Here is a 10,556-nt window from a genome sequence, read left to right as displayed (position 1 = left end):
ATTGCGGGACGGGAATGGCGGACGCGATTGATGCACTGATCCTCGGCGGTGGCCACAACGGCCTGGTCTGCGCCGCCTATCTCGCCGCTGCCGGCTTGAAGGTGCGCGTGCTCGAGCGTCGCCATATCGTCGGTGGCGCCGCGGTGACCGAGGAGTTCCATCCCGGATTCCGCAATTCGGTGGCGAGCTATACCGTCAGCCTGCTCAATCCCAAGGTCGCCGCTGACCTGCGCCTGCGCGAACACGGCCTGCGCGTCGTCGAGCGGCCGTACTCCAATTTCCTGCCGCTGCCCGATGGCCGTGCCTTCCGTCTCGGTGGCGGGTTGAGCGAAGGCGAGATCGCCAAGTGGTCGCCCCGCGATGCCGAACGCTGGAACGGTTATCTCGAGATGATCGATCGCGTGGTCGCGGTGTTGAAGCAATTGATCCATCTCACGCCGCCCAATGTTGGCGATCGCATCGCCTTCGCCGATTGGCTGCAGTCATACACGGTGGCGAAGAAGCTGGCGCCGCTCGACCTGCGCGGTCGCCGCGACCTGCTCGACATCTTCACCAAGTCCGCGGGCGAAGTGCTCGATCACTGGTTCGAATCCGATCCGATCAAGGCCGTGCTCGGCTGGGATTCGGTGGTCGGCAATTTCGCCAGCCCGTACACGCCGGGCAGCGCCTACGTGCTGCTGCACCATCTCTTCGGCGAAGTGAACGGCAAGCCCGGCACCTGGGGCCATGCGATTGGCGGCATGGGCGCGATCACGCAGGCCATGCGCAAGGAATGCGAAGCGCGCGGCATCGAGATCCTCACCGATGCCGCTGTCGATCATGTGCTGGTGGAGAACGGTCGCGTCGTCGGTGCGGTCACCGCGGACGGGCGCGAACATCGCGCGCGCATCGTCGCCTCCAACCTCAATCCGAAGCTGCTCTACCGCGACATCGTGCCGCAGCAGCATCTCGATGCCGACCTGCGCGATCGCGTGGCGACGTATCGCTGCGGTTCCGGCACCTTCCGCATGAACGTCGCGCTGGCGGAACTGCCCGATTTCACCGCGGCCCCCGGCAGCAACCTGCAGCCGCACCACCAGAGCGGCATCCTGATCGGGCCGTCGTTGCAGTATTTCGAGCAGGCCTATTTCGACGCCAAGTCGAAGGAACACAATGCCGGCTGGGCCCGCAAGCCCATCGTCGAAGTGGTGATCTCGTCGACTCTTGACGACACCCTCGCGCCGAAAGGCCAGCACGTCGCCAGCCTGTTCTGCCAACAGGTACATCCGGACGTCGATGGCGGCTGGGACATGCATCGCGACACCGTCGCCAGGCTGATGATCGACACCGTGAACGATTACGCGCCGAATTTCCGCGCCAGCGTGCTCGGCTACGAAGCGTTGTCGCCGCTCGATCTCGAACGCCGCTTCGGCCTGATCGGTGGCGACATCTTCCACGGCGCCCTCGGTCCCGACCAGATGTTCACCACGCGCCCGTTTCTCGGCCAGGCCAACTATCGTGGTGCGTTGGACGGACTCTACCTGTGCGGTTCGGGCAGCCATCCCGGCGGCGGCGTCACCGGCCTGCCGGGACGCAATGCCGCGCGCGAAATCCTCCGCGACCTGCACAAGCGCCCGCGACCGGATTGACCAGGAGAGCCCTACCGATGAGTCGCAATCTCTTCATTGCAGCGATGCTGGTCCTGTGCTGCTGTTTCCCGCGCGCACATGCCGGCCAGGCGCTTGCCCCCGTGGAGGCGCGGGTGCCGTTTGCGCCTGCGGCGTTCCCCGGAACCGACGGTGCGTTTCATTTGGCCTACGAGCTGCACGTCACCAATTTCTATGGCGATACCGGGCCGCTGAAGCCAACGGGTTTGCAGGTATACGCGGACGATTCGAAAACACCGCTGCTTGTGCTGGACCGCGAACAGCTGTCCAGGCAGGTCCGGCCGACGCCCGCGGAGAATGCCGAAGTGTCGATTGCCTCGGGAAAACGACTCGTCGTTTTCGTGTGGATCACGCTTCCGGCGAATGCCGCCTTGCCGCATCGTCTTCGCCACCGCATCGATTTCGAGACGGACAAGCATGCGATCGTCACGCTCGATGGGGCGACGATACGCGTGGCCGATCGGAAACCGATGGCGCTGGGGTCGCCATTGCGCGGAGGACGCTGGCTGGCGCACGAAGGCCCCGGAGCAGCGCAATCGCATCATTGGGGCAGCCTGGTCGCGGTCAACGGCGCACTCACCATTCCCCAGCGTTACGCACTGGATCTCGTCGGTGTCGATGCCTCGGGCCATGCGCTGCGTGGAGGCGTGAAGGATCTCCAGAAGACCGCCCACTCGGACTGGATCGGCTATGGCGCCGACGTGCTCGCTGTCGCCGATGGCATCGTGCGCGCCTGTCGCGACGGCGAACAGGAACATGCGCCGCTCACTGCGCAACCCGAGCCCGAGTCGTTGACGGCGGACGGACTCTTCGGCAACTACGTCGTGCTGGAAATCTCCCCCGGCGTGTTCGCCAGCTACGCCCATCTGCGCAAGGGCAGCGTCCAGGTCAAGCCGGGTCAGCGCGTGCGTCGCGGACAGTTGCTGGCGCAACTCGGGCAATCCGGCAATTCGGCGGCGCCGCATCTCCATTTCCAGCTGTCCGATGCCGCGGCGTTCGAAGGGTCGGAAGGCATTCCCTACGTATTCGAGCGCTTTGATTTCTTCGGGCCGGAATCGGAAGCCCAATTGTTCGGGCAGGGAGAGCCGTGGAAAGAAACGGCGGCGGGACGGCGCCGCCTGCAAATGCCGCTGAACGACGTGGTGATCGGGTTTCCAGGGCCCTGATGTCGCTATCTCCGGCGGGAAATTAGAATATTCGCCATGCATTCGATCGCCGCCAACGCCATCCGCCTCTCGGTCGCACCGATGATGGACTGGACCGACACGCACTGTCGGGCCTTCCATCGGGTGCTGGCGCCGAACGCGCTGCTCTATACCGAGATGGTGCACGCCAACGCGGTGATCCACGGTGATCGCACGCATCTGCTGGCGATGGATCCGTCGGAGCACCCGGTTGCGATACAGCTCGGCGGCAGCGACCCCGTGCTCCTGGCGCAGGCTGCGCGCATCTGCGTCGAGCACGGATTCGACGAAGTGAACCTCAACTGTGGCTGTCCATCCGACCGCGTGCAGGCCGGTCGCTTCGGCGCCTGCCTGATGCGCGAGCCGGCATTGGTCGCTGATTGCGTGCGGGCGATGGTGGATGCCGTCGACGGCGCACTCCCGGTGACGGTGAAGTGCCGCCTCGGCGTCGACGACGACAACGACTATGCGGCTTTCCGTGATTTCGTCGATCGCATGGACGCCGCCGGCTCGGCTTTCATCGTCGTGCACGCGCGCAACGCCTGGTTGAAAGGACTGTCGCCGAAGGAAAACCGCGAGGTTCCGCCGCTGCGCTACGACTGGGCCTATCGCCTGAAAAGCGAACGTCCGGCCATGACGGTGCTGTTGAACGGCGGCATCACAGACGTCGATGCCGCGCTGGCGCATCTCGATCACGTCGATGGCGTGATGCTCGGGCGCGCGGCCTATCACGATCCCTACACCCTGCATCGCTTGCAGGTGGCGATGTTCGGCGGCGAGCTGCGCGGTCGCGAAGAGCTGCTGCGCGCGTATTTCCCTTACATTGAACGCCAGCTCGAACGTGGCGTCGCGCTCAAGCACATCACCCGCCACGTGCTTGGCCTGTTCCACGGACAGCCGGGCGGACGGATGTTCCGCCAGGTGTTGAGCGAAGGCGTGGTGCGCGCGAACGCCGGCATCGGCTTGCTGGAAGAAGCGCTGGCGGTGACGTCGCGGCCGCTCGCCGCCTGAAGCGCGAAATCAGCTGCAGCTGTCGGGCATGTGATCGGCGCCGATGGTCGCCAGCGCCTCGCGCAGGATCGCCATCTGTTCCTTGCCGATGCGTTTGGTCCAGTCGCGCTCGATGTCGGCGAACAATTGCTTCACCATCACCTGCGCGGCGCGTCCGCATTCGGTGAGTTCGATCAGGCGCGCCCGCTGGTCGTCGGGGTCGGGCAGGGCGCGCACGAAGCCGCTGCGCTGGAGATGGGCGATCTGCTGGCTCACCGCCTGCTTGGTCACGCCGCAGCGGTCGGTGATCGCACTGGCGCGCAGCGGCCCGTTGCCGAGATGGCGCAGCACGTTGTGGGCATGCGCCAGCGACAGCGCACTCATATTGCTGGCCTTGATGCGGGCGTCGAACTCCGCGGCGAACGCTTCCTTGGCGGCGCCCAGCAGGGCGGCCACGGGCAGCGCGGCTCCAGGCAGGGGTGTCGCTTTGGCGGGGTGAGTGGGGGAGCTCATGGAATCGAATTCTAGACCGGACTGAAGTCAAGCGCTTGACATTCTCTCTTTCCCCGTTAATATGGTCAATAGCTTGACAATCAAGCGATTGACCACCCCATCGAGCGAGGAACTCCCATGAACGTTGTCACCCTGATCGGCAGCCTCCGCGCCGATTCCCACAATCGCCAGCTGGCCGAGGCCACTGCGGCCCTGTTGCCGGCCGGCAGCCATGTCGCCAATGTCGATTTCTCCACCCTCCCGTTCTATTCCGAGGAGCTGGACGTCGAGGGCCAGACCCCGGCCTCGGTGCAGAAGCTGCGCCAGGAAATCGCCGCGGCTGACGCCGTGATCGTCGCCACTCCCGAGTACAACGGTTCGCTGCCGGGCGGCCTGAAGAACGCCATCGACTGGGCTTCGCGTCCTTACGGCCGCGGTTCGCTGGTCGGCATGCCTGCCCTGGTCGTCGGCGCGTCGATGTCGCCATACGCGGCGAAGTGGGCGCGTGGTGACGCCGTGCGCGCACTCGGCGTCGCCGGCGCCAAGCCGATCGACGACACCATCGGCCTGGGTTCCAGCCACGAATTCCTCGGCGCCGACAAGGCGTTGCCGGAAGAGACCCTCGAGGCGCTGCGTGCCGGCGTGGCGTCCCTGGTCGCCGCCGTCGAGCAGGCGAACTTGCAGGCGGCCTGAAGCCGGGCAGGGGCGGTCGCGACGGAACGTGATCGCCCGAATCTGAACTTCTGCAATCAACGTCGCAGAAGTGTTCAGATAGCGTTAAATCATTAAGGACGAATTCACCGCCGGGGACCCATGCTGGCACGACTCCTGAATGCGTCGGTGCTTCTGCGTCATGTCCCGTCCCCGTTGGCTCCCCCTGTTTGCATCGCTGATGGCCTTGGCCATCGGCAGCACGCCGGCGTGGGCGCAGCATCGTGGCGGCAATGGCGGAGGTTGGCCACCGCCGCCGCATGGGGGACGCAACGACGCGCCACTGCCGCCGCAGGCGTCCGGTCCCCAGGGACGCGATCCTCGCAATGCGCCATCGATGGAAGCCAGCATGCGGCCCCGGCCCAGTGCCAGCGATTGCGGCCGCATCATGTCCCTGTCTCCCGGGGACCAGGTCCTCAACGTCCAGGCGCTGGATTTCGGCGGGCGTGTACAGTGCAGGATCAAGGTCATGGGCGCGGACGGCATGGTCCGCGTCATGACGGTTTCGCCGGGATTCTGAGCGGGCGCGTTTACATCGCCACGACATCCTGAATGAGAAAGTGAATGCGTGTGGATGCCCGTCATCCGCCTACAGGGAGTGAACGATGAGAATTCTGCTGGTTGAAGACGAAGCGCCGTTGCGTGAGACCTTGGCAGCACGCCTGAAGCGCGAAGGCTTCGCCGTGGATGCCGCGCAGGACGGCGAGGAAGGCCTGTACATGGGCCGCGAGGTTCCGTTCGATGTCGCGATCATCGATCTCGGGCTGCCCAAGATGTCGGGCATGGAACTGATTCGTGCATTGCGCGACGATGGCAAGCAATTCCCGATCCTGATCCTGACTGCGCGTTCCAGCTGGCAGGACAAGGTCGATGGCTTGAAGCAGGGCGCCGACGATTACCTGGTCAAGCCGTTCCACGTCGAAGAATTGCTGGCGCGCCTCAACGCGCTGGTGCGTCGTGCCGCGGGCTGGAGCAAGCCGTCGCTGGAATGCGGTCCGGTCATGCTCGATCTCGCCGCGCAGACGGTGGCGGTGAACGGCCAGAACATCGACCTCACCAGCTACGAATACAAGGTGCTGGAATACCTGATGATGCATGCCGGCGAACTGGTCTCGAAGGCTGATCTCACCGAGCACATCTACCAGCAGGATTTCGATCGCGACTCCAACGTGCTGGAAGTGTTCATCGGGCGCCTGCGCAAGAAGCTCGATGCCGACGGCACGCTCAAGCCGATCGAGACCGTGCGCGGCCGCGGTTACCGCTTCGCGATTCCGCGCAACGCCGACACCTGATCGTCGTCACGGCATGATCGCGGTGGCCGTTCGCGCATGAGCGCGCAGTTCTGGAAACCGCGATCGCTGCTGCGCCGGCAATTGCTGGTCAGCACGATTGGCCTTGCGGCGTTCCTTGCTCTGGCCGGCGTTGCGCTTGACCGTGCTTTCGAACAGACCGCGCAGGAAAACATGCGCATACGTCTGTCGAATTACGCGCTGACCTATGCCGCGCGCACCGATTTCGACGTCACCAACGCCTTGGTGCCGCCGGCGATCACACCCGATCCACGCCTCGATCTTCCCGCCAGCGGTCTCTACGCGCAGATCGTCCAGCGCAACGGACGCTGGCAATCGCAGTCGGCGGTTTACGGGCCGCAGCTGCCGTTGCCGCCGTTGCTCGAACCCAACGTGGAAACCTTCAGCGGGCCGGTGGCGCTGCGCGATTCCGCGGGTTTCGGCAGTGCGGTCTATGTCTACGGGCGTGGTTTCGCGTGGTCGGAAGGCAACAAGCCGCCGGTGCCGTACACCATCTACGTGATGGAGGACATGCGGCCGTTCACGATGCAGATGAATCAATTCCGCACGGCGTTGTGGAACAACCTGGCGCTGGCGGGGCTGCTGCTGGTGCTGCTGCAGATGGTGACGCTGTGGTGGAGCCTGGCGCCGCTCAAGCGCGTGATCACCGAGCTCGATCGCGTCAAGGAAGGCATGGCGACCAAGATGAGCGGTGCGCATCCGCGCGAACTCACGCCGCTGACCGAAAGCATCAATGCGCTGATCGACAGTGAACGCCGCCACCTCGATCGCCAGCGCGACGTCATGTCCGATCTCGCGCACAGCCTGAAGACGCCGCTGGCGGTCTTGCGCTCGCAGCTCGACAGCCAGGGACCCGATGCGGAATTGCGCAGCGAACTCGACACCCAATTGCGGCGCATGAACGACATCGTCGGCTACCAGCTGGGACGCGCGCGTTCCACCGGCCACAAGCTTTACGCCGCGCCGATCGCCATCGAGTCGTATGCCGAGGGGATCGTCACCGGGCTGGAGAAGATCTACGCGGCCAAGGGCGTGTTCTGCGAATTCGAGATCGCACCGGAAGCGCGCTTCCACGGCGAGGTCGGCGATCTCCAGGAACTGCTCGGCAATCTGCTGGAGAACGCCTTCAAATGGGCGCGCTCGCGCGTGCTGCTGACGGTCGCGCCACGCCAGGTGCCCGGTTCGCGCCGCGCCGGTCTGCGTATCGCCGTCGAGGACGACGGTCCGGGCGTGCCGAAGGCGCAGGTGATGGAAGTGTTGCAGCGCGGCGTGCGCGGCGACGAGCGCGTGCAAGGCCACGGCATCGGCCTGTCGATCGTGCAGGACATCCTCGCCAATTACGGCGGCGAACTGGAAGTGGGCGATTCCGCGGAAATGGGTGGTGCGCGCTTCGAGGCGTTGTTGCCGCCGCCGAACTGATTCAACGAATCAGCGGAACATCCCGGGCAGGTAGCTCTGGAACCGCATCGTGCCGTTGCGGACGCTGCCATCGGTGCGATTGCGGCGCTGCGGCACGGGAGTCCGTGGCGAGGTCGTGGCGGTGGCCGGCACGTTCGATGTCCGCGAGCCCGGTGGCGTGGCGCTGCCGCTGCTGGCGTCGCAGTCGTCATCCTGGTGCGGAACACAGACGTTATCGCCGCTGGTGCGCGCAGCCGCTGCAAACGCGGAAGCGCTGCAGGACAGTAGGGCGAGAGCGAGCAGGAGGCGCTTCTTCATGGAGCGTCCGGTGCACGGCGGAATCGCGACTATACCCGGTTTCCCCGGATAATGCCGGGATGGACGGCACCCCCCTCGACGACCGCAGCCTGCTGCACTGCCTTGGCCCGCATCCGGTCTCCGGAGCGGAGCTGGCAGCCCGCGCCGGCCAGACCCGGGCGGCGATCGGCAAGCGCATTCAGGCCCTGCGCAAGGCGGGGCTCGCCATTGGCGCCGACCGTGGCCGTGGCTACTGGCTGGAGGCGCCGCTCGACCTGCTGGATGTGGAGGAGATCCGGGCGGCGGTGTCCCCGGACCTGCGCCCCCAGCTGCAAGTGCTTGATGTGGTGTGGCGCATCGATTCGACCAACAGCGCGCTGCTGGCCCGCCGGGCGCCCGAGGTCGGCGTTGCCGCCTTGCTGGCCGAACAGCAGACAGCCGGGCGCGGTCGTCGTGGCCGGACCTGGGTGTCGCCGTTGGCGGCGCATCTCTATCTCTCGGTCTTGCGGCGTTTCGAGGGCGGACTGGCGCGGCTGGGCGGGTTGAGCCTGGTTGCGGGTGTCGCCGTCGCCGAAGCGCTGCGTGATCTCCAGGGGATCGCGGTCGGCTTGAAGTGGCCGAACGATTTGCTGGTCGATGGCCGCAAGCTGGGCGGCATCCTGGTGGAAGGTGGCGGCGAACACGGCGGCCCCGTGCAGGCGGTGATCGGCATCGGCATCAACGTGCGGATGCCGGCGACGATGGCCAAGGACATTGGCCAGCCGTGGATCGATCTCGCATCCGCGAATCCGGACGTGACGTTGCAACGGTCGCGGGTCGCCGCGGCGGTCCTGGAACATCTGATCCGCGCGCTCGATACCTTCGACACGGAGGGGCTGTCGCCGTTCCTCGAACGCTATCGCGCGCTGGACGTGCTTGCCGGCCATGCCATCGACGTGCATGCGGCCGATGGCGTGCACGCGATGCATGCGCTGGGACTGGCGAGCGATGGCGGTTTGCGCGTGCGTCGCGGCGACGGCAGCGAATCGACCGTGCATTCCGGGGAAGTCAGCGTGCGCAGGACGACGGCATGAGTGCGTGGGTGTTCGATCTCGGCAACACCCGGCTGAAATGTGCGCCACTTGCAGGCGCGGGCGAGGCCTTGGCGTTGCCGCACGAAGCGGAAACGCTGGCATTGCCGGACGACGTGCGCGGAGAAGTCGCGCTGGTATCGTCGGTGGCGCCCGAGGCTGCGCGCGTCGCGTTGCTGCAGCGGTTGTCGGAACGCTTCCGGCGCGTCCACCTGGCGCGGACATTGCCCGAATGCGCGGGACTGAAGATCGCCTATCCGGTGCCGGCACGCCTCGGCGTCGATCGCTTCTTGTCGTTGCTGGCGATCGCCGATGAAGGTCGCGACACTTTGTTGGTCGGTGTCGGAACCGCGCTCACCATCGACCTGTTGCGCGCCGATGGTCGGCATCTCGGCGGGCGCATCGCGCCGTCGCCGACCCTGATGCGCGAAATGCTGGCCTCGCGTTCGTCGGCGCTGCCGGTGGATGGCGGTCGCTACGTCGAATTCGCCGACGACACCATCGATGCGCTCGCTTCTGGTTGCGATGGTGCGGCATTGGCGCTGGTCGAGCGCAGTCTTGCGATCGCCGGCGAACAATTGGGCAATGCGCCGCGCTTGCTGGTGCATGGCGGTGGCGCACGGGCGTTGTTGCCTCTGCTGCCCGCCGCCGAAGTCCGCGCGGACCTGGTGCTGGCGGGGCTCGCGCATTGGGCGCGTTGGGCCGGCATTGCATGACGCATTGCATAATGACGCCATGATCGTTCGCCTGTTGCTCGTCGTCCTCGTCATGCTCAACCTCAGCGCCGCGGCGTGGTGGCTGTTCCATCGCGACCCTGCGTTGGCTGCGTCCGCGACGACAAGTACGATTCCGGCATTGAAGCTGGCCGATGCCGCGCACGCAGCGACGGAAGCGGCGCCTCCCGTCATTCCCGCCGATGCGGTGTGTGCCAGCTTCGGACCGTTCACCGACGCCGCGACGACCGAGCAGGCAAAACAGCAGCTGCGGTCGCAGGCGATCCGCGTCGATGCCCGCCAGGTCGCGCAAGCCGGGCGTGGCTACGACGTGATCCTCCCGGCCACGGATAGCACGGGTTCCGCCATGCTGGAACGGCTCAAGGCCGCCGGCATCAAGGACATGTTCGCGATCCGCGATGGCGCCGATGCCGGTGGCGTCGCGCTGGGTCATTTCGGATCGCAGGATGGCGCGCAACGGCGCCTCGTCGAGCTGCAGGGCAAGGGCTTCCAGCCGCGGATCCGCCCGGCCGGGCAGGCGACGTTCTGGCTGGATGTCGTCGCCGCAAACGGCTTCGATCCCGCGCCCGCCGCCGCTGCGGTCCATGCGCCGCACGGCGAACGCGTGTCCTGTCCCGCCGCGTCGGGCTAAAATCCCCGTCCCAGTGCCGCTTTAGCTCAGTTGGTAGAGCAACCGCCTTGTAAGCGGTAGGTCCACAGTTCGAGTCTGTGAAGCGGCACCACA

General features: G+C 66.0%; 12 protein-coding genes and 1 tRNA gene. 11 read left to right on the top strand and 2 right to left on the bottom strand.

Annotated elements, in window-relative coordinates; translation table 11 throughout:
* The first annotated feature begins 14 nt into the window (after positions 1 to 14).
* Genes ABE093_RS04865 through dusA form a run of 3 tightly spaced genes read left to right on the top strand, consistent with a single transcriptional unit; the run spans position 15 to position 3,841 of the window.
* Positions 15 to 1,628: a phytoene desaturase family protein gene (locus ABE093_RS04865; RefSeq protein WP_430759708.1), complete on the top strand. Its 1,614-nt coding sequence runs from the start codon at positions 15 to 17 to the stop codon at positions 1,626 to 1,628.
* A gap of 17 nt (positions 1,629 to 1,645) precedes the next feature.
* Positions 1,646 to 2,812, top strand: coding sequence for a M23 family metallopeptidase (locus ABE093_RS04860; protein ID WP_430759707.1), 1,167 nt, complete (start codon positions 1,646 to 1,648; stop codon positions 2,810 to 2,812).
* A 36-nt stretch (positions 2,813 to 2,848) separates the two neighbouring features.
* On the top strand, positions 2,849 to 3,841 hold the full coding sequence (gene dusA / locus ABE093_RS04855) for a tRNA dihydrouridine(20/20a) synthase DusA (protein WP_430759706.1): 993 nt from the start codon (positions 2,849 to 2,851) through the stop codon (positions 3,839 to 3,841).
* A 9-nt stretch (positions 3,842 to 3,850) separates the two neighbouring features.
* Here dusA and ABE093_RS04850 read toward each other — a convergent pair whose 3' ends face one another.
* Positions 3,851 to 4,333, bottom strand: a complete 483-nt coding sequence (locus tag ABE093_RS04850) for a MarR family winged helix-turn-helix transcriptional regulator (RefSeq protein WP_430759705.1) — start codon at positions 4,331 to 4,333, stop codon at positions 3,851 to 3,853.
* A 117-nt stretch (positions 4,334 to 4,450) separates the two neighbouring features.
* Between ABE093_RS04850 and ABE093_RS04845 the strand changes: the two genes are divergently transcribed.
* The 4 genes from ABE093_RS04845 to ABE093_RS04830 all read left to right on the top strand — a co-directional run bounded on the left by ABE093_RS04845 (position 4,451) and on the right by ABE093_RS04830 (position 7,752).
* Complete coding sequence (locus ABE093_RS04845; protein WP_430759704.1) at positions 4,451 to 5,005, top strand: NAD(P)H-dependent oxidoreductase; 555 nt, start codon at positions 4,451 to 4,453, stop codon at positions 5,003 to 5,005.
* Positions 5,006 to 5,165: 160 nt separating this feature from the next.
* Positions 5,166 to 5,543: a hypothetical protein gene (locus ABE093_RS04840; RefSeq protein WP_430759703.1), complete on the top strand. Its 378-nt coding sequence runs from the start codon at positions 5,166 to 5,168 to the stop codon at positions 5,541 to 5,543.
* An 85-nt stretch (positions 5,544 to 5,628) separates the two neighbouring features.
* Positions 5,629 to 6,315, top strand: coding sequence for a response regulator transcription factor (locus ABE093_RS04835; protein ID WP_430759702.1), 687 nt, complete (start codon positions 5,629 to 5,631; stop codon positions 6,313 to 6,315).
* 36 nt (positions 6,316 to 6,351) lie between these two features.
* Positions 6,352 to 7,752: an ATP-binding protein gene (locus ABE093_RS04830; protein ID WP_430759701.1), complete on the top strand. Its 1,401-nt coding sequence runs from the start codon at positions 6,352 to 6,354 to the stop codon at positions 7,750 to 7,752.
* Positions 7,753 to 7,761: 9 nt separating this feature from the next.
* On the opposite strand, the gene ABE093_RS04825 is transcribed toward ABE093_RS04830, so the two are convergent.
* A complete protein-coding gene (locus ABE093_RS04825; RefSeq protein ID WP_430759700.1) occupies positions 7,762 to 8,049 on the bottom strand; it encodes a hypothetical protein in 288 nt (95 codons plus the stop codon).
* Between the two features lie 59 nt (positions 8,050 to 8,108).
* Here ABE093_RS04825 and ABE093_RS04820 point away from each other — a divergent pair, with 59 nt between their 5' ends.
* From ABE093_RS04820 to ABE093_RS04805, 4 genes are all read left to right on the top strand, one after another.
* A complete protein-coding gene (locus ABE093_RS04820) occupies positions 8,109 to 9,101 on the top strand; it encodes a biotin--[acetyl-CoA-carboxylase] ligase (RefSeq protein ID WP_430759699.1) in 993 nt (330 codons plus the stop codon).
* Positions 9,098 to 9,814: a type III pantothenate kinase gene (locus ABE093_RS04815; RefSeq protein WP_430759698.1), complete on the top strand. Its 717-nt coding sequence runs from the start codon at positions 9,098 to 9,100 to the stop codon at positions 9,812 to 9,814. Before ABE093_RS04820 ends, ABE093_RS04815 begins: the two co-directional genes overlap by 4 nt.
* A gap of 19 nt (positions 9,815 to 9,833) precedes the next feature.
* Complete coding sequence (locus tag ABE093_RS04810; RefSeq protein WP_430759697.1) at positions 9,834 to 10,463, top strand: hypothetical protein; 630 nt, start codon at positions 9,834 to 9,836, stop codon at positions 10,461 to 10,463.
* 15 nt (positions 10,464 to 10,478) lie between these two features.
* Positions 10,479 to 10,554, top strand: a tRNA-Thr gene (locus ABE093_RS04805).
* Positions 10,555 to 10,556 lie beyond the last annotated feature (2 nt).

Origin of the sequence: Solilutibacter silvestris (genome assembly GCF_050574925.1) — a bacterium.
Classification (GTDB): domain Bacteria; phylum Pseudomonadota; class Gammaproteobacteria; order Xanthomonadales; family Xanthomonadaceae; genus Solilutibacter; species Solilutibacter silvestris_A.
The sequence above is the reverse complement of the archived record's forward strand: the minus strand, read 5'-3'. Positions and strand labels throughout refer to the sequence as shown.

Bases quoted from the DNA above. Each gene is read 5' to 3' on its own strand.
- ABE093_RS04865 (WP_430759708.1), top strand. From the start codon at position 15: ATGGCGGACGCGATTGATGCACTGATCCTCGGCGGTGGCCACAACGGC.
- ABE093_RS04860 (WP_430759707.1), top strand. From the start codon at position 1,646: ATGAGTCGCAATCTCTTCATTGCAGCGATGCTGGTCCTGTGCTGCTGT.
- dusA (WP_430759706.1), top strand. From the start codon at position 2,849: ATGCATTCGATCGCCGCCAACGCCATCCGCCTCTCGGTCGCACCGATG.
- ABE093_RS04850 (WP_430759705.1), bottom strand. From the start codon at position 4,333: ATGAGCTCCCCCACTCACCCCGCCAAAGCGACACCCCTGCCTGGAGCC.
- ABE093_RS04845 (WP_430759704.1), top strand. From the start codon at position 4,451: ATGAACGTTGTCACCCTGATCGGCAGCCTCCGCGCCGATTCCCACAAT.
- ABE093_RS04840 (WP_430759703.1), top strand. From the start codon at position 5,166: ATGTCCCGTCCCCGTTGGCTCCCCCTGTTTGCATCGCTGATGGCCTTG.
- ABE093_RS04835 (WP_430759702.1), top strand. From the start codon at position 5,629: ATGAGAATTCTGCTGGTTGAAGACGAAGCGCCGTTGCGTGAGACCTTG.
- ABE093_RS04830 (WP_430759701.1), top strand. From the start codon at position 6,352: ATGAGCGCGCAGTTCTGGAAACCGCGATCGCTGCTGCGCCGGCAATTG.
- ABE093_RS04825 (WP_430759700.1), bottom strand. From the start codon at position 8,049: ATGAAGAAGCGCCTCCTGCTCGCTCTCGCCCTACTGTCCTGCAGCGCT.
- ABE093_RS04820 (WP_430759699.1), top strand. From the start codon at position 8,109: ATGGACGGCACCCCCCTCGACGACCGCAGCCTGCTGCACTGCCTTGGC.
- ABE093_RS04815 (WP_430759698.1), top strand. From the start codon at position 9,098: ATGAGTGCGTGGGTGTTCGATCTCGGCAACACCCGGCTGAAATGTGCG.
- ABE093_RS04810 (WP_430759697.1), top strand. From the start codon at position 9,834: ATGATCGTTCGCCTGTTGCTCGTCGTCCTCGTCATGCTCAACCTCAGC.